This window comes from Anaerosphaera aminiphila DSM 21120 (genome assembly GCF_900129925.1).
GTDB classification, from domain to species: domain Bacteria; phylum Bacillota; class Clostridia; order Tissierellales; family Peptoniphilaceae; genus Anaerosphaera; species Anaerosphaera aminiphila.
Genome location: NZ_FQXI01000001.1, coordinates 430,328 through 447,362, shown reverse-complemented (window position 1 = coordinate 447,362; position 17,035 = coordinate 430,328). Strand labels below are relative to the sequence as shown.

General features: G+C 30.8%; 20 protein-coding genes. 17 read left to right on the top strand and 3 right to left on the bottom strand.

All coding sequences use genetic code 11. The features are described 5' to 3' along the window. Window positions 1-83: 83 nt before the first annotated feature. The 9 genes from BUB47_RS09980 (at window position 84) to BUB47_RS09975 (ending at window position 6,909) form a co-directional block, all read left to right on the top strand. Window positions 84-236, top strand: coding sequence for a hypothetical protein (locus tag BUB47_RS09980; protein WP_159430532.1), 153 nt, complete (start codon window positions 84-86; stop codon window positions 234-236). A 96-nt stretch (window positions 237-332) separates the two neighbouring features. Further along, entirely contained in the window at window positions 333-1,058 is a 726-nt protein-coding gene (locus BUB47_RS02230; protein ID WP_073183303.1) for a P-loop NTPase, read from the top strand. Between the two features lie 184 nt (window positions 1,059-1,242). After that, complete coding sequence (aroA, locus tag BUB47_RS02225; protein WP_073183302.1) at window positions 1,243-2,499, top strand: 3-phosphoshikimate 1-carboxyvinyltransferase; 1,257 nt, start codon at window positions 1,243-1,245, stop codon at window positions 2,497-2,499. Further along, entirely contained in the window at window positions 2,487-3,557 is a 1,071-nt protein-coding gene (gene aroC / locus BUB47_RS02220; RefSeq protein WP_073183300.1) for a chorismate synthase, read from the top strand. Before aroA ends, aroC begins: the two co-directional genes overlap by 13 nt. Before the next feature lie 9 nt (window positions 3,558-3,566). Further along, window positions 3,567-3,830: a chorismate mutase gene (locus BUB47_RS02215; RefSeq protein ID WP_073183298.1), complete on the top strand. Its 264-nt coding sequence runs from the start codon at window positions 3,567-3,569 to the stop codon at window positions 3,828-3,830. A gap of 1 nt (window position 3,831) precedes the next feature. After that, a complete protein-coding gene (locus BUB47_RS02210) occupies window positions 3,832-5,058 on the top strand; it encodes a shikimate kinase (RefSeq protein ID WP_073183297.1) in 1,227 nt (408 codons plus the stop codon). Further along, window positions 5,039-5,473, top strand: coding sequence for a type II 3-dehydroquinate dehydratase (gene aroQ, locus BUB47_RS02205; RefSeq protein WP_073183295.1), 435 nt, complete (start codon window positions 5,039-5,041; stop codon window positions 5,471-5,473). Before BUB47_RS02210 ends, aroQ begins: the two co-directional genes overlap by 20 nt. Window positions 5,474-5,580: 107 nt before the next feature. Beyond that, complete coding sequence (locus tag BUB47_RS02200; protein ID WP_073183293.1) at window positions 5,581-6,618, top strand: threonine aldolase family protein; 1,038 nt, start codon at window positions 5,581-5,583, stop codon at window positions 6,616-6,618. 114 nt (window positions 6,619-6,732) lie between these two features. Then, window positions 6,733-6,909 (top strand): hypothetical protein, encoded by a 177-nt coding sequence (locus BUB47_RS09975; RefSeq protein ID WP_159430531.1) that lies wholly within the window; start codon window positions 6,733-6,735, stop codon window positions 6,907-6,909. Window positions 6,910-7,021: 112 nt separating this feature from the next. On the opposite strand, the gene BUB47_RS02195 is transcribed toward BUB47_RS09975, so the two are convergent. Both BUB47_RS02195 and BUB47_RS02190 read right to left on the bottom strand, forming a co-directional pair. Next, window positions 7,022-7,858 (bottom strand): class I SAM-dependent methyltransferase, encoded by an 837-nt coding sequence (locus BUB47_RS02195; protein WP_073183292.1) that lies wholly within the window; start codon window positions 7,856-7,858, stop codon window positions 7,022-7,024. A 335-nt stretch (window positions 7,859-8,193) separates the two neighbouring features. After that, entirely contained in the window at window positions 8,194-9,177 is a 984-nt protein-coding gene (locus BUB47_RS02190; RefSeq protein ID WP_073183290.1) for a LysR family transcriptional regulator, read from the bottom strand. Window positions 9,178-9,334: 157 nt separating this feature from the next. On the opposite strand from BUB47_RS02190, the gene ilvD reads away from it, so the two are divergent. From ilvD to BUB47_RS02165, 5 genes are all read left to right on the top strand, one after another. Beyond that, window positions 9,335-10,978 carry a dihydroxy-acid dehydratase gene (gene ilvD, locus BUB47_RS02185; RefSeq protein ID WP_143270583.1) on the top strand — a complete coding sequence of 548 codons (1,644 nt, stop codon included), beginning with the start codon at window positions 9,335-9,337 and terminating at the stop codon, window positions 10,976-10,978. Window positions 10,979-11,022: 44 nt separating this feature from the next. Further along, window positions 11,023-12,366, top strand: coding sequence for a GntP family permease (locus BUB47_RS02180; RefSeq protein ID WP_073183288.1), 1,344 nt, complete (start codon window positions 11,023-11,025; stop codon window positions 12,364-12,366). A gap of 149 nt (window positions 12,367-12,515) precedes the next feature. Continuing rightward, a complete protein-coding gene (locus tag BUB47_RS02175; RefSeq protein WP_073183287.1) occupies window positions 12,516-12,884 on the top strand; it encodes an HIRAN domain-containing protein in 369 nt (122 codons plus the stop codon). 27 nt (window positions 12,885-12,911) lie between these two features. Continuing rightward, window positions 12,912-13,445, top strand: a complete 534-nt coding sequence (locus BUB47_RS02170; RefSeq protein WP_073183285.1) for an STM3941 family protein — start codon at window positions 12,912-12,914, stop codon at window positions 13,443-13,445. 33 nt (window positions 13,446-13,478) lie between these two features. Continuing rightward, window positions 13,479-14,420 (top strand): CPBP family intramembrane glutamic endopeptidase, encoded by a 942-nt coding sequence (locus BUB47_RS02165; RefSeq protein WP_073183283.1) that lies wholly within the window; start codon window positions 13,479-13,481, stop codon window positions 14,418-14,420. Between the two features lie 41 nt (window positions 14,421-14,461). Here BUB47_RS02165 and BUB47_RS02160 read toward each other — a convergent pair whose 3' ends face one another. After that, window positions 14,462-15,247, bottom strand: coding sequence for a NifB/NifX family molybdenum-iron cluster-binding protein (locus tag BUB47_RS02160; RefSeq protein WP_073183281.1), 786 nt, complete (start codon window positions 15,245-15,247; stop codon window positions 14,462-14,464). Window positions 15,248-15,398: 151 nt separating this feature from the next. Between BUB47_RS02160 and BUB47_RS02155 the strand changes: the two genes are divergently transcribed. From BUB47_RS02155 to BUB47_RS02145, 3 genes are all read left to right on the top strand, one after another. Continuing rightward, window positions 15,399-15,725, top strand: coding sequence for a PadR family transcriptional regulator (locus BUB47_RS02155; protein WP_073183280.1), 327 nt, complete (start codon window positions 15,399-15,401; stop codon window positions 15,723-15,725). Then, window positions 15,722-16,339, top strand: coding sequence for a DUF2812 domain-containing protein (locus BUB47_RS02150; RefSeq protein ID WP_073183278.1), 618 nt, complete (start codon window positions 15,722-15,724; stop codon window positions 16,337-16,339). Before BUB47_RS02155 ends, BUB47_RS02150 begins: the two co-directional genes overlap by 4 nt. A gap of 120 nt (window positions 16,340-16,459) precedes the next feature. Continuing rightward, the gene (locus tag BUB47_RS02145) at window positions 16,460-17,005 is read left to right on the top strand and encodes a LemA family protein (RefSeq protein WP_073183276.1); all 546 of its coding nucleotides are present in this window, start codon (window positions 16,460-16,462) and stop codon (window positions 17,003-17,005) included. The last annotated feature ends 30 nt before the right edge of the window (window positions 17,006-17,035 follow it).

Sequence of the window (17,035 nt, the reverse complement as noted above, 5' to 3'; positions counted from 1 at the left end):
TAGAAATTAAAAACGGACTGAAATGTAGTCCGTTTTTATATTTAGAATGGGTATTAATTAAAATATAGATTAGGGGTGTTATTGTGAATCCAAGAAATAAAAAAAGTAAAACTAAAAAGGATGAAAATAATAAAAAAATACGCTTGTGCTGTGGAAGTGACTTATATAAAAACACTATAGAAAATTACGTAAATAGGAGAATAAGTGTAGAAGAAAATCTAGAAAAAAAGAAATAAATTTTTAAAGTTGACCTATAGCAAAAGTTTTTAGTTGATATGTTATAATTATATATAATATTTAAATGCAATATAGATTTGAAAGGACGTTAAAAAATGGGAGTATATGGAGTAATTAGTGGTAAGGGCGGAGTTGGAAAGTCGTTGGTGACCAGTCTTTTAGCTGTAGAAAGTAATAGAAGAGGTCTTACAACGGCAATACTGGATGGAGATTTAACGGGGCCTTCTATTCCGAAAGCTTTTAATTTAAAAGATAATTTACTGGGAGTTGACGGTCTTATTGAACCTGCGGAAACAAAAACGGGAATTCAAGTAGTGTCTATTAATTTAATGCTTGACGATCCATCTCAACCGGTGCTTTGGAAAGGACCACTTTTAGGTGGAGCAATAGATCAGTTTTGGAAAGAGACAAACTGGAAACACGTAGATATGACCTTTATAGATATGCCACCTGGAACAGGAGACATTGCAATGAAAGTTATGACAGATATTCCGCTAGATGGGTTAATATTAGTTACAACACCTCAGGACTTAGTTCAAATGATTATGAAAAAAGCTGCGAATATGGCTAAAAAGCTAAATATTCCAATTATTGGACTAGTGGAAAATATGAGTTACTATATTTGTCCTAACTGTAATACTAAACATGAAATATTTGGACCTTCTCAAGTAAAAGAAGTTGCTGAAGAAATAGGAGCACTCAGTCATGTGAGCTTGGGTATGAGTGAGGAAATAAGAAAATTAGTTGACAGTGGAAATATTGAAGAAATAAAAGAAACTGGGCTTTCCTCAATAGTAGATAAGCTAATTGCAAAAGAATAGAAATTAAAAAATAGACAAGTTAATTTACTTGTTTATTTTTATGCGTAAAAGAGAAAGTAGAAGTTTATTTTCTGCAATTATCTCATTTATTGTTTAAAAATACTGTATAATATATTTGAATCTGAATTTCAAAAGGTGAGTTTTAACTATTAAATTTTAAATTATAGAAATAGAGTTGAAAAATATGAACATGTTAATAGAATCAATCAATTTAAAGGGAAGTGTAAAGGCCATAACATCTAAGTCATATGCTCACAGAGTGTTGATTTGTGCTGCACTTTCAGATAAGTCAACAACTTTTAAAATAGATGAGTTTTCAGAAGATATACTTGCTACTATTAGCTGCTTAGAAGAATTAGGGGCAAAAATTGAAATAGACGGCAGTAAAATAGTAGTCTATCCAATAGTAAAAAAAGAAACCATTCCAATATTAAACTGTAAAGAAAGCGGTTCAACACTTAGATTTCTCTTACCTGTGGCAACTACAATCTATGAAAGAGTAATATTTAAAGGAGAGGGACGCCTTCCGGAGAGGCCGCTTAGTGACTTAGTGGAAGAAATTGAAAATCATGGTGTTAAATTCTCGTCAAGGACTATTCCCTTTGAAACAGAGGGAAAGTTAAATTACAAAGAGAGTTTTAATATTTCGGGAAATATTAGCTCGCAGTATATTTCAGGCTTACTATTGGCAGCGGGTATTTTAGAAGACGAAGTTGAAATAAATATTACAACAAAACTGGAATCTAAGAGCTATATAGATTTAACAGTGGAAGTAATGGAAAAATATGGAATAGAAATAGTGGAAAGTGGCAACAAAATTGTAAAGAGAAAAAGTTACAAGACAATTTATAGAGAGGCTACAATAGAAAATGACTGGTCAAATGCGGCCTTTTTTCTCTGTGCTTCAGCACTGGGAGATTTAATCTCAGTAGAGGAACTGAATTTAAAATCACTTCAACCTGATAGAGAAATTGTGAGTATACTTAGAAGATTTGGAGCTAAAATTGAAGTTAAAAAAAATATTGTAAATGTATACAGAAGAACTCTAAAGGGAATTACTATAGAATTATCGGAACATCCGGATTTGTTGCCGGTATTGGCAGTTGTTGCATCTATTTCCAAAGGAGAGACAAAGTTTATAAATGGAAAGAGACTTAGATTTAAAGAAAGTGACAGAATAAAATCTACAGTAGAAATGATAAATAATTTAGGCGGAATGGCAATGGAAGAAGCTGATGGTTTAACAGTAATTGGAATTGAAAAGCTAAAGGGCGGAATAGTAAATTCCAGAGGAGATCACAGAATAGTAATGGCAGCAGCAGTAGCCAGTATAGTTTGTGAAAATGAAGTAAAAATTGTTGGGTCAGAAGCTGTAAATAAGTCGTATCCAAAATTCTTTGAAGATTTCAAAATTTTAGGAGGAGATATATGTCGTCAATAGTTGGTAATAAATTAAAACTTTCTATATTTGGAGAATCTCATGGAAATGGTATAGGAGCCGTAATTGATGGACTCCCCGCTGGAGAAGAAATTAATTATCTTGAATTAAATGAATTTTTAAAAAGGCGCTCGCCTGGCAAAAAATTCACGACTAAGAGAGTGGAAAAAGATGAATTTGAAATACTCTCAGGTGTAAAAAAAGATTATACTACAGGAAGTCCACTGGCAGTTACATTTAAAAACTCAGATGCAACCAGTACAGACTATGAAAAAATTAAAAATATTCCAAGACCTTCACATGCAGACTATACAGCCAATATAAAATACAAAGGGTATGCAGACTTAAATGGTGGAGGTCACTTTTCAGGTAGGCTTACAGCACCAATGTGTTTTGCAGGAGGAATTGCCAAACAGATTTTAGAGAGAAAGGGAATTTTCATAGGAGCTCATTTAAAAAGTGTTGGAGATATTGAAGACATAGATTTTAAGGATATTGAGTTAAGTGATGAAATTTTTAAAAGCATTTTAAATAGAGAACTTCCCATATTGGATTTAGAAGCCGAAAAAAACGCAAAAAATTACCTTGAAGAAATTCAAAAAGAGGGGAATTCCATAGGAGCTATAGTGCAATGTGGTGTAATAGGAGTTAAAGCCGGCTTGGGAAATCCAATATTTGATGGTATAGAAAACAACATTGCCAAAATAATGTTTGGAATACCTGGGGTAAAGGGAGTGTCTTTTGGAAGTGGATTTGAATCTGCTAAAATGAAAGGTTCAGAGCACAATGACGAGTTTTATTTTAAAGATGGAATTATAAGAACTTACACTAATAACAGTGGGGGAATACAGGGCGGAATTACCAATGGAATGCCCATTGTAGTAGACGTCGCCATAAAACCAACTGCATCTATATTTTTAGAGCAAAATTCAGTTAACTTAGATACAGGAGAAAATACAAAACTTAAAATAATGGGAAGACATGATCCCTGCATTGGAATAAGAGCTGTTCCTGTGGTGGAGAGTTTAGTAGCATTTACTCTATTGGATTTTATTATATAAGGAGATTATATGAATCTTGAAGAATTGAGAAGAGAAATTAATTTAGTTGATGAAGAAATTTTGAAGTGTTTTATTAAGAGAATGGATATTTCTGAAAAAATAGCACTGGGAAAAATTGAAAATAATATTGAACTTGTAAATAAAACCAGAGAAGAAGAAATATTAAATAAAGTTGAAAGTGAATCAAAAAAATATTCAAAGTATTCTAGAAAACTCTTTATAACCTTAATGGATTTAAGTAAAGAGTTTCAAAGAGAAGTAATTGGAGATTAATATGTTGTATGGCTTATTGGGAAAAGGATTAGGACATAGCTATTCTAAACTAATTCACAGAGAATTTGGAGAATATAATTATGAATTATTTGAAAAAAGTGAAAGTGAAGTAGAAAAATTTATATTAGGTGAAAATATTAAGGGACTAAATGTAACTATGCCCTACAAAAAGATGGTTGTAAAATACTGTGACTATGTATCGGAAAAAGCAGAGAGAATAGGCGGTGTAAATACACTTGTATACGATGAGAATAGAAAATTACATGGTTACAACACTGACTACAATGGGTTTTTATATTTAATAGAGCACAATAATATAAAAGTTATAGGTAAAAAAATAGCTATACTGGGAACGGGAGCAACTTCAGAGACAATACGGACAGTACTTGAAGATTTAGGTGCAAAGAATATTGTAAAAGTATCCAGGACAAGAAATATAACTTATAAAGATGAGGAATCTTATATTGATTCAGAAATTTTAATAAATTCAACTCCAGTGGGAATGTACCCAAATTGTCCTGATGAAATTATTAACTTAGACAAATTTAAAAACCTTGAAGTTGTAGTAGATGTAATCTATAATCCAACGAGGACGAAACTTTTAATAGATGCTGCAAATAAAGGTATAAAAGCTGTAAATGGACTTGAAATGTTAATAGGACAGGCAAAATTTGCAAGTGAAATATTTACTAATAGTAAAATTGAAGATAAGTTAATAGATGAAGTAGTGAGAAAATTTAGGATGTCTTTGGAAAATATAGTAATTATAGGGATGCCCGGCTCGGGAAAGACTTCAGTTGGAAAGTCAGTCGCAAGAAATATGAATAGAGAGTTTATAGATATTGACTTGGAAATAGAAAAGACTGTTAAAATGAAGCCCTCAGAAATAATAAATCAATATGGAGAACCACACTTTAGGCAACTTGAAACAGAGGAGTTAAGGAGACACTGCATGAAAAATGAAGTGGTAATTTCTACAGGTGGAGGAAGTATTCTAAAAAGAGAAAATTACTACTATATGAAAGAAAATGGAATGCTATTTTTATTGGAACGTGAATTATCTAAATTAGACAGAAAGGACAGACCTCTTTCAAAATCAATAGAAAAACTATATGAGCAGAGAAAGGAAAAATATATTGATTTTTCTGACATTATAGTCCAAAATGAAAACATTGAGGAAACTGCAAAAGAAATAGAGGGAAAATTTTATGAAAATTTTAGTAATTAACGGACCAAGTATAAATTTTATAGGTATTAGAGAAAAAAATATATATGGCACTGAAACCTATGAAAAATTAATAAAGATGATTGAGAAAAGAGCCGGTGAACTAAATATTGAGCTGGAGACATTTCAGTCAAACCATGAAGGTGCAATAGTAGATAAAATTCAAGAGGCATATGGTGTATTTGACGGAATAGTCATTAATCCTGCCGCCTATACACATACCAGTGTGGCAATTTTAGACGTTGTAAAAGCTGTTGAAATTCCCACAGTAGAAGTTCACATTTCAGATGTAAATAATAGAGAAGATTTTAGAAAAATTTCCTATATTAGAGTAGCTTGTGTAAAGAGTATTTCAAATAGAGGATTTAATGGATATATAGAAGCAATGGAATATTTAAATGATAACTACAATAAATAGTGAAAATGCCTAGGCAAAGTTAATTGCTTAGGCATTTTTATATAGTTTTATAAACTTTAAATATTATATATAATATAGCTAAAGAACTAAAGCTAGGAGGAGAAAATATGATTGATTTAAGAAGTGATACACTTTCAATTCCCACAAGAGAAATGCTTGAAAGTATAAAGATAGAGGATTTAGGAGATTCAGGTAGATTAGACAGATTTGGAAGAGGAGAAGATAGAGCAGTAAATGAACTTGAAGACTATGCTTGTAGTTTACTGGAGAAAGAAAGAGCAGTATTTTTTTCGTCAGGAACATTGGCAAATAATGCAGCAATATTAACTCATTGTAAACCTGAAGATAAAGTGTTAGTAGATAAAATTCAGCACATTTATAAGACAGAAAAAGCTGTATTTAGCAGTAAGTTTGGACAATTACAGCCTGTGTTTTATAATTTAGATGAAAATGGAACTCCCTGTTTAGAAAGTTTGGAGAAAAATTTACAAGGTGGAAATATAAAATTATTAATATTAGAAAATTCTCACAACTTTGCCGGAGGAACTTGTATAGGTTTAGAAAAATTAAGAGAAATACATAAATTGTCGAAAAAACACAGTGTGCTAATACATATGGATGGAGCTAGGATTTTTAATGCAGCTTTTAGTTTAAAAGTTGATTTAAGAGAAATTGTAAAATATGTAGATTCGGTTATGTTTTGTCTGTCTAAAGGGCTTGGAGCTCCAATGGGTTCACTACTACTAGGTAATAGTGCTTTTATAGGGGAAGTGCTGGAAGTAAAGAAAATATTAGGTGGTAATATGAGACAGGCAGGAGTTATTGCAGCACCTGGACTATATGCACTTAAAAATAATATTGGGAAATTAAAAATGGACAATGAAAATGCAAAGTACTTTGGAAATATGGTAAAGAGTAACGGAAAAATAAGAGTTCAAGGAAATATTGAGACAAATATTGTTATGTTAGATATAGAAAAGACTAAACTTTCAACAGAAGAATTTTGTGAAAGAGCAAAAGAAAAGGGACTTTATATACGGCCAGTTCTGGAAAATAAAGTTAGGCTCGTATTTTATAGCGATATTTCCAGAGAAGATACAATAAGAGCAGGAGAAATAATTTTAAACTTAGAAAGTGAACTTTAGTTGTAAGAAAATTTAAAATTGAAAGCAGAATATTTGGGGTAAATAAACTATAGATAGAATAAGGTGTAATTAAATACATAGAAAACTTTTAAAATTTGAAAGGTGGTATCTATTATGACAAATAATGAAAAGAGAGCTCACGATGTGGCGTTAAAATGTATGGAGTTGGCATATACCTCTAAAATTAAATTTCCATTAACTGATACTGACTCAATTTATAAAGAACTGTATAGAATTTATATAGACTCCTATGAAGAAGTGTTAGAAGCGCTTAATAGAGCATATTCTTAAAATTAAATTTTAGTAAGTTAAGCAGGTCATTATTTCAAAACCATTGAAGTAATGACCTGCTTTTATTTTAAGGTTAATTGTAGTTTGAATATATTATTTAATTAAAGCTAAACTATAGTGGCTTTTCTAACAAAATGGCAATAGTATTACTATTTTCTGTATATTTTTCTCCAGCGACATTTCCATAGATATCGAGAATATTAAATCCAGCATCTCTGCACTCTTTGATTAAAGTTTCTCTATTAAAATGGCTATTCCATACATAGTAACTTTTAGTATTTTTATTAGTTATTATAGTATAGTGTTCCAAAGTTATATAGTTGGGGTATTTATATCTTGCAATTAATTCTAAATATTTGTGTGGACTCCAAAAACCATTATTTTTAAAAACATTCCAAGTTTTATTTTCAGAAAAGTAGTGGAATTTTCTTGTAGAAAACACATCAAATAATAGTCTGCCCTTAGGTTTTAAAGCAAGATAAATTTTTTCTAATAATAATTTTCTATTTAAATCTGATAATGCTCCGTAATCACAATATATTAATGTGGCAAGGTCAAAAGAATTTTTATAGTTTAATTTTAAATAGTCACAAACCAAATAATTAATGTTTAGATTTTTGCTAAGAGCTGAATTCTTAGCGTATTTTATAGAATTTTTTGAAATGTCGATTCCAGTAACATCATAGCCTAATTGAGAAAATTTTTCAGCGTATAGTCCTGGGCCGCAGCCGAGATCTAATAGGAGCGGATTGGTTAATGGAGATGCAATTTTGAAAATCCACTCTACAGACTTTTCAATAAAGTCAATTTTTCTACTTGCACTGTCAATAGATGGATTAAGGTGAGCGTTCAAAAGTTGCCTTGAAATATACTCATCTTCCCAAAATAGTATTTCTCCAGTTTTAAATAGTTCTGGTTTTTCTAGTAGACAGTTATTTTTTTCTAACATAAGTATTCCTCCTTAAATTTGAATAATAAAAAAGCCATAGATTTTACTCTATGGCTTTTCTAATAAGAAAAGATTATATAAAGAGTAAAATCAAATCAAAGATAGGCATACAAAAATAACTACATAAGTAGCTGTTTCAACCTATTTTGTTGACTTTATTTACTCTTTTCCAGTTATTAATATATTTTTAAAATATTTAATATTCCGGACTAATCACCTCTTAACTTTATTATCTTAATGTAAGAATATATTGATATGCTTAATTTGTCAATATAGGTAATAATTTATTACATGTTAAATTTAAGTAATAATTACATTTTAATGGGATAATATAGTTATTTTATGTAATTGGGAACAATATATTTGCCTTTTTTATTATGAAGTATGTCAATTTCATTTTTTAAAATTTCAAAGAATACTTTTAAAAATTTTGTCATTTTATAATCTACATTTGTAACAAAACTTAATTCCAGATTTGTTTCCAGTGTGTTAATTGGAAACGCACATAAAAATGAATCTTCTGGAGAATATTTATTACTTTCAATAATTCTCTGTAGTATTAATTCAGGACTAATAGTTGCTGTACTACTTTTTTTACACATTAAAAATTGTGTGTCATAGTCACTTATTGAAATGTTGTTGGCAAGTATAATTTTATTTTCTATTAAATATTTATTAAAAACTTCTGTAGTAGTGCTATATGCCAAGTTTAAAGTAAAAGGTATATCTTTAAAGTTTTCAAGGTTTACTCCATATTTTGATTTATTAATGAAATCAATATAGTTTTCCTTAAAACAAGCTTTAAGTGTCCCAACTGAAATAATTAAATACACGGCATCAGTTCCAATAGGAGTTATATTTAAAGATTTATGAAGATTAGTATTAACCCCTAAAAAACAATCTAAACTACCATCAATTACCATTTTCTCCATAGTTTGTGTTTCATTTAAAATAATTGAAATGTCTACATTTGGAAAAGACTTTCTATACTCAGGAATGACTTCAGGTATTAGTATTCGAGCTCTTGTAGTATTAATTCCAAATGAAAAAGAACCCATATCTTCTTTATTTAATTCCAATAGTTCATTTTCTAAATTAGTTTCCAATATTTCCATTTGTTTAATGGTTTTAACGAGAGCTTCTCCTTGTGGAGTCAGTGAAAGAGAGGGCTTTCTAACAAATAATTGTGAGTTAAGTTTTTTTTCGAGGCGCATAATATGGTCGCTCATGCACTGTTGTGTGACATAAGTTTTTTTAGCTGCCTTTGTAAAATTTAATTCTTCAGCTGCAATTAAAAATAATTCATAGCTTTTATTCACAGTTGTACCTCCTTAGTAAATTAATATTATTTAATATCATATCATAGTATTAATAAAGAACGCTCACAATAAATATGTTGTTAGATAGCTTAAAATTAATTGTTTTACATTGTTGTTTTTAATTAATAGAATGTAGTTAAGAAAAGGAGGTAGAAAAGTGAAGAAAATAGACAGTAATGCGGAAGCTTACTATGTTGGTTTAATGGGTTCAGTTGGTTTTAGAAAAAAAGATATAGACAAGCCTGTTATTGGAATTGTCAATTCTTGGAATGAAGTAAACCCGGGACACAAACCATTAAAAGAATTGGCAGGATATGTGAAAGAAGGCGTTTGGGCTGCTGGCGGAACACCTGCTGAATTTAATGTCCCTGCTCCTTGTGATGGGATATCACAGTTAAGAGGTATGAACTATGTTCTCATGCAAAGAGATTTAATAGCAGGTTCTATTGAGTCAATGGTAAGGGCTCACAGTTTTGATGGTTTAGTTTTTATGTGTTCTTGTGACAAAATTGTTCCAGGGATGTTAATGGCAGCGGCGGCATTGGATTTGCCGAGCATTTTTATTACAGCAGGTTCAATGGTTCCATTTGAAGATGGGAACAAAACACTTGTAACCCCAGATTTAAAAGAGTCTATCGGAAAGTGGAAGGCCGGAAAAATTTCTAATGAGACCTTTGAATTCTATAAGGAAAACATTTGCCATTCCTGTGGAACTTGTTCAATGTATGGAACTGCTAATACAATGGGAGTTTTTGCTGAAGTAATAGGACTATGTCCATTTAATTCAACAACTGAACTTTTCTGTTCATCAAATAAATTTAAACAGGCAAGAGATGTTGGAGAGAGGATTGTAGAATTAGTAGAGGAAAATGTAACTGCAAAGACATTTATGACTAAAGAATCTTTGGAAAATGGGATAAAACATATTTCTGCAACAGGCGGTTCAACAAATGCAGTGCTACATATTCTTGCAATTGCAAAAGTGGCGGGAATTGATTTGGATTTAAAAACATTTGACAGTATTCAAAAAAGTGTTCCGGTTATAGCAAAGTTTAAACCATCTTCTGAATATAACCTCTATGACTACACTAAAGTAGGAGGAGTACTTGCAAGTTTGAGTTCAATAAAATCTGCTTTAGATTTAAGTACACCACATGCAATGGGAAATAGTATTGGTGATTGGATAGAGTATAGTAATGCAAAACCGGATGGCGTAGTAATAAGAGAATTTGACAATCCATTACTAGAAAACGGATGTTTTTCAATTTTATATGGAAATTTAGCGCCAAAAGGTGGAGTTGTTAAAAAAAGTGGAGTTCCAAAGGAAATGTTTGTTCATAGAGGTCCTGCAGTAGTATTTGATTCAGAAGAGGAAGTTATGGATTGTATGATGAACTCAGGTATAAAACCTGGCGATGTCTTAGTAATTAGATATGAAGGAGCTAAAGGTGGTCCGGGAATGAGAGAACTATCTATACCAGCAGCAATGTTAGTTGGAATGGGTTTGCATACTTCTGTTGCAATGATAACAGATGGTCGATTTTCAGGAGCAAGCAGAGGGCCTTGCGTGGGACATATATCACCTGAAGCAGCTGAAGGTGGACCTCTTGCATATATAAAAAATGGAGACACTATAACTATTGACTTAAATAATGAGTCAATTGATGTAGATTTAAGTGAGGAAGAGTGGGAGAAGAGAAAGTCAGAAATGAAAATTCCTATTAAAGAGACAACTGGAATTCTAACAGCTTATAAAAATTCTGTTAAAAGTGCAGATGAAGGAGCTTTATGGCTTTATTAAAACTAGATAAAATATAAAAATTAAATATTAAAAGGAGTGATTTTATGAGTACTACAGTTGCTTTTATTATTGGTTTAATAATACTTTTGGTGTTGTTACTAAAGACAAGAATTAATGCATTTATCTCTATTATGATTGCTGCAGTATTTATCGGGGTTGCCTCGGGATTAGGTGGAGTGGAAACCATGGATGCAGTAAAAGATGGTTTTGCATCAACATGTGGTAGTGTAGGTATAGTAATTATAATGGGAACTATGCTGGGATCATATTTAGAGGAGTCGGGAGCAGCTAAACAACTTGCTGAAACTATACTTAGTTGGGTAGGTGAAAAACGTGCAAGCTTGGCAATGGCTATTAGTGGATATATAGTTTCTATTCCCGTATTTGTAGATGTGGCATATGTAATGTTAGCTCCGCTTTATAAATCAATACATAGACGTTCAAAGAAAATTCCAATAGGTTCATTGGCAACGGCACTTGCAATAGGGTTGCTTACGACAAACTCTATGGTTCCTCCGACACCAGGGCCTATTGCAGTTGCAGGACTTTTAAATTTAGACTTGGGAAGAGCTATAATGTATGGGCTTCTAGTAAGTGCTATTATGACAATTGCCGGTTGGGCGTATTGTGAATTTTTCTTAGCAAAAAAGCCTGATGATTGGTATACATATCAAGAGGGCGTAGTTATAAATGAAGCTGAGATAGAAGAAGAGGAAGAAGAAACTAAAACGTTACCTAACTTCTTTATATCTATACTTCCAATACTTATTCCAATTATCTTAATAATGTTAAATACAACTTTTAAGGCAACGTTGGGAGAAGGTCATGTTTTAGTTAGCTTATTTGCATTTTTGGGAAATTCAAACTTTGCAATTTCTGTTGGTGTATTTTCTGCAATAGTTTTACTTATGAAATATATGAATAAGGAAGCAATATTTAGAATAATGAATACATCTTTAAATAGCTGCGGTATGATTATATTTATAACAGCAGCAGGTGGAGCTTTAGCAAAGGTTATTGGTGAAACAGGTATAGACAAACAAATAGCTGATACTTTAATAGGAAGTGGATTGCCATTAGTGTTAATACCGTTTTTAATTTCAGGATTTTCTAAATTTGTTCAAGGTTCAGGTTCAGTTGCTATGATTATGTCAGCAACACTATGTGCACCACTTGCCACTGCAGGATATATTGACCCGGTTTTAATATTTTTATCTGCTTGTGTTGGATCAAACTTTGGCTCACAAATTAACAATAGTTTTTTCTGGGTTTTTGCCAATATAAATGGATATGATACTAAGACAGGTATTAAGACATTGTGTGCAGGTCAGTTAATTATTTCAATAGTTGGAATAGTAGTAACAATGATTTTAAGTATGTTTATGTAATTATGGTTTTTATAAAAATAATAAACAAATAAAAACAGTCGGTTTAAATTGAAATCGGCTGTTTTTATTTGTTAGATTAATGTTAAAATAGATATATTAAAGTAATTAACTTTAAAATTACAAAAGTATTTATAGATGTTGGAGAAGAGATGGAAAATTTATTTATAACTGTTACGGGTTTAAAACACTACAAGGCGTCAGAATTGCTTGAAGTTGGGATGAAGCTTATATGTATTAAAGATTATGACAATAAATATGACCAAGATGCCATGGTTGTAGTTACAGAGGATATGTATATTGTGGGATATGTTGCAAATAGTCCTCATACTGTAATTAAGGGAACAAAAAGTGCAGGAAGAGTTTATGACTATTTTAATTTAGGGGCTTATCTTGAAGTTATGTTCATTACTAAGGATGCTTCTATTTGTAGAGTTATAAATCAGGACATAAGTGATGTGTTTAAAAATGGTGTAGCAGACGTATTTGAAGAAATTTTTGAAGATTTTCAAGATGAGTAGTTATTATTTAAAGAGTGGGAGGAATAAATGAAGGAAATTGTAATAAGACGAAGTTTTAAAAAGCAGCTAAATTTAACTTTTATGGCTACTTTAATGGTGTTGTTAAGTTTTTTTGTATTTTTGATGGCTCCGGAAATAGCTCATAGCAATACATTTATATCATTAATAATGGCAGTGGGATTTGTGGGAGTTATATTCTTTTCAATATGTCTAATTTATATAATCTATGGGTTATTAAAATCTAAAGATATTTTAAAGATTGATAAAAATGGATTTTTAGAGAAGAGTAGCTTTATAAGTGGGAGTTATATACTGTGGGCTGACGTGAAGTCCATAGTGGGATATACTTCAATGGGTCAAAAATATATTGGAGTGGAGTTAAAAGATAGTGAAAAGTTTTTAAAGAGTTTGCCAATAATTAAGAGAGTGTTGTTAAAATTAAACTTAAAACTGGGATATCCCACAATATTAATTAATTTAAACTCTTCAAAGGTAGATTATAGTGAAACTTTAAGCAGTATGGCAAAGTTTTTTGACATGTGGAAATTAAAAGATAAATAGGGTACCATATAATTAAAGATAGGAGATGATATTTTGGATAGAAGATTAAAAAAATCAGAGCCATTTATTCAAGCTGCTAGAGAAATGAAAGGCAGAAATATTATTATTCAAATTGCAATTTTTATATTAATTTTTATTGCATCTCAGTTTGTTTCAGGAATTGTAATGTATATTTTCTCAATGGGTTTAAGTTTAATAAACAATGTAATTGCTGAAACAGAGCTTTTAGAACTTATTGCTATATTGACACTATTTTCAACACTAGGAGCTACATTACTTGGAATATTATACTGTAAGTTTATAGAAAAAAGATCTCTATTTAGTATGGGATTTATAAAAAAAGGTATTTTAAAGGAATATGGAGCAGGTTTATTAATAGGTTTTATAATGATTTCTATTCCTGCACTAATAGGAATTGCAACTGGAGCTTTTAAAATTACCAGTATTAATAGAGAAATGTCGGTGGGATTATTTTTACTATTTTTTCTAGGTTATGTATTTCAAGGAATGAGTGAAGAAGTCTTACTTAGAGGTTATTTATTTGTGTCAGTTTCAGTAAAAAATAGTTTGAGTATTGCGATTTTAACAAACTCAATACTATTTTCAGCTTTGCACTTTAAAAATCCCGGGTTTACAGGACTTGCAGCTTTTAACTTAGCTTTATTTGGAATTTTTGCATCACTTTATTTTTTAAAGAGAGGTTCTATATGGGGAGTAGGGGCTATTCATAGTATTTGGAATTTTGCCATGGGAAATATATATGGTGTGGAAGTAAGTGGAACGAAATCGGCTTCAGTACTGTTTAATTCTGTAGCAGATCCAAATATGGCTCTTGTAAATGGCGGTTCTTTTGGATTTGAAGGTGGATTAGGAGTTACTTTTGTTTTAATAGTTGCAATAGTGTTAGTTGTTTTATTTGGAGATTATAAAAAACAAGAGTATTTTATAAAGGAAAAAGAAGAACTAAATATATAAAATGAAAATAGATAGTGAAATTTCACTATCTATTTTTAAAATTATTTACAATGTTTGTGTTCATGCTTATGTTCATGTTTGTGATCGTGGCAGCTGTGATTTTCATTTCCATGGTTATGACAATTGCCTTCTCCATGTCCGTGTTCATGTTTATGTTCGTGTTTGTGGTCACAATTTGCCTCTCCACTCATTGGAAGTTGTCCTTTAATAAATGAGTCAACTTGTTCGTCAGCATCACCTGATGCTCCTGAATAAATTGAAATTCCAGATTCACGTAGGGCATTAACTGCACCGCCACCAATACCCCCACAGATAAGTGCTTCTACTTTTTGTTCTGTTAGAAAGTCTACAAGTGCACCATGTCCTGATGCTGGTGTTTCTACAATAGTCTTATTTTTTAAATTTCCGTCTTCAATTTCATAAATTGCAAAGTATGGAGTTCTTCCAAAGTGAGAAAAAACTTTGTCATTTTCAAATGTAACTGCTATTTTCATATTATTATTCCCTTCTTCTTTAAATGTATTTTCATTTAAAATTTTTGTATAATTTCCTCCGTCAATTGACAGTGGAATAGATTCAACTAGAGCACGTGCAACTTTTTTACGCGCGGACTGTAGTAAGTACTGTACACTTTGTCTTGAAGTTTCCATAGAAATAGAGGCTTCTTGTTGTGAAAGTCCCATATAGTCAACTAACCTTAAACATTCCCACTCTTCAAGATTTAAAATTAATTCTGATTTAGGAGAATAAGTTTCATCAGTTGATGGATACCAAGACTTTAACACAGGTTGTGAACGTATAATTTTACTTTGAATTTGTCTGGCCATACTCCCTCCTTTATTGTTAGCATATGCTAATAATAATATATAATTTCAAAATAGTCAACAACTTTTATAATTTTAAGTATATACTACTACTTGACACGTACTATGTATAACGATATACTTATACTACGTTTAACGTAATAGGAGTGATGTTATGAAAAATAAAATAGAAAGTCCATTGACAGAAACAGCCTTTTTAATTTTACTGGCAATGACTAAACCTAATCATGGCTACGGTGTTCAACAGTTTGTTGAGAAAAAGACTAAGGGAAGAGTTGTATTTGGGCCGGGGACTTTGTATGGAGCTATAAACAACTTGTCAAAAAAAGGATGGATAGAACAAGTGCCGGCAGAAACTGAAACTCGTAAAAAAGAATATATTATAACAGAGCTGGGAAGGGAAAATTTAAACTACGAAATAAAAAGACTTAAAGAGTCACTGAGTATAGCAGATGAGATAGCAAAGGAGGAAAGAATATGAAAAAATTTCATATATTTTTAAATCCAATTGAAAGTAGAGAAGGTTGGTTAAATAAAGTTGCAAAAAATGGATATAAATTAAAATATGTATATGGTGGATTAATATATGAGTTTGAAAAGGCAGATAATGCAGTTAAATATGCTGTTCAATATATTGGAAATATGAATAATGTTAAGAGAGTTAATTATGAAAATTTCTTAAGTGAGATGAACTATAGTGTTTGGAGTGTTCCCCTTAATTTAGGTTCACTTTCTATAGGGAGATTTAAATGGAGACCTTATGCTACTGTTGGAGGTCAAATTACAACTTCAAGTGGAATGATTAACCGAGAAATTTTAATAATAGAAAAAATATCTAGTGAAGAAAATTTTAAATTGTTTACAAGTGTAGAAAGTAATTTATCAGATTTAAAATTTCGTCGAAGGATTAATATATATTTATTCATAATATCTTTACTTACTATGTTTTATGGTTATAGTACAATGGAGAATACACTACTTAAAAGTATTGTGACTACACTGCTAATTATTTTATTTTTAGTATCTATTTTTAATATTGTAAAATTATCTAATTTAATTACTTCACTAAAGAAAGATGGAAAAATTATAGAGTAGTTGCCATGAAATGAAATACAATTTAAATTTATAGTAATATCAGTTCAATTTATGTATAATAAAAATGTAGCTTAAAAGATTATTTAATTAGCTGCAAATTTAACCTTATTGGAGGAAAATATGAGTTTTATAATTATTATAGCAGTAGTTGTTATTGTAGCTTTGATAGTTGTTTCTATGTACAACAGCTTAGTAAGAGAAAGAGAAATGGTTAGAAATGCAAAGGGACAAATAGCAACACAAGTGGAGTCCAGGTGGGACGCCATTAGCAGTTTAATAGATGCAACTAAATCTTATGAGAAACACGAAGATGAGTTGTTGAGAGATATAACGAAGAGCAGAACTGGCGTTGGTAGAAATTCTGATGTTAAAGATTTTGAAGCAGAAGAAAATTTATTTAATCAAGCTATGGGTAGAATTAACGTAGTTGCGGAAAACTACCCGAACTTAAAAGCTTCAGATGTATATCAAAATACAATGATTCAAATTGCAAAATTTGAAGACAATGTAAGACACTCAAGAATGATTTACAACGACACAGTTACTAAATACAATACCAATATTCAAAGCTTTCCAAGTAGTTTAGTGGCTAGTGCTTTTAATTTTGGACAGGAAGCTTATTTTGAAAATACAAAAGAAAAAAACGAAGTTCCAAGTTGGAATTAACTTCTAAAGGTGCGGTTAAAATAGTATTTT

Excerpts from the sequence above, each read along its gene's own strand:
- BUB47_RS02145 (WP_073183276.1), top strand. The coding sequence starts at position 16,460 with ATGAGTTTTATAATTATTATAGCAGTAGTTGTTATTGTAGCTTTGATA.
- aroA (WP_073183302.1), top strand. The coding sequence starts at position 1,243 with ATGAACATGTTAATAGAATCAATCAATTTAAAGGGAAGTGTAAAGGCC.
- BUB47_RS02160 (WP_073183281.1), bottom strand. The coding sequence starts at position 15,247 with ATGGCCAGACAAATTCAAAGTAAAATTATACGTTCACAACCTGTGTTA.
- BUB47_RS02195 (WP_073183292.1), bottom strand. The coding sequence starts at position 7,858 with ATGTTAGAAAAAAATAACTGTCTACTAGAAAAACCAGAACTATTTAAA.
- BUB47_RS02175 (WP_073183287.1), top strand. The coding sequence starts at position 12,516 with ATGGAAAATTTATTTATAACTGTTACGGGTTTAAAACACTACAAGGCG.
- BUB47_RS09975 (WP_159430531.1), top strand. The coding sequence starts at position 6,733 with ATGACAAATAATGAAAAGAGAGCTCACGATGTGGCGTTAAAATGTATG.
- BUB47_RS02150 (WP_073183278.1), top strand. The coding sequence starts at position 15,722 with ATGAAAAAATTTCATATATTTTTAAATCCAATTGAAAGTAGAGAAGGT.
- BUB47_RS02155 (WP_073183280.1), top strand. The coding sequence starts at position 15,399 with ATGAAAAATAAAATAGAAAGTCCATTGACAGAAACAGCCTTTTTAATT.
- aroC (WP_073183300.1), top strand. The coding sequence starts at position 2,487 with ATGTCGTCAATAGTTGGTAATAAATTAAAACTTTCTATATTTGGAGAA.
- BUB47_RS02200 (WP_073183293.1), top strand. The coding sequence starts at position 5,581 with ATGATTGATTTAAGAAGTGATACACTTTCAATTCCCACAAGAGAAATG.
- BUB47_RS02180 (WP_073183288.1), top strand. The coding sequence starts at position 11,023 with ATGAGTACTACAGTTGCTTTTATTATTGGTTTAATAATACTTTTGGTG.
- BUB47_RS02215 (WP_073183298.1), top strand. The coding sequence starts at position 3,567 with ATGAATCTTGAAGAATTGAGAAGAGAAATTAATTTAGTTGATGAAGAA.
- aroQ (WP_073183295.1), top strand. The coding sequence starts at position 5,039 with ATGAAAATTTTAGTAATTAACGGACCAAGTATAAATTTTATAGGTATT.
- BUB47_RS02230 (WP_073183303.1), top strand. The coding sequence starts at position 333 with ATGGGAGTATATGGAGTAATTAGTGGTAAGGGCGGAGTTGGAAAGTCG.
- BUB47_RS02170 (WP_073183285.1), top strand. The coding sequence starts at position 12,912 with ATGAAGGAAATTGTAATAAGACGAAGTTTTAAAAAGCAGCTAAATTTA.
- BUB47_RS02210 (WP_073183297.1), top strand. The coding sequence starts at position 3,832 with ATGTTGTATGGCTTATTGGGAAAAGGATTAGGACATAGCTATTCTAAA.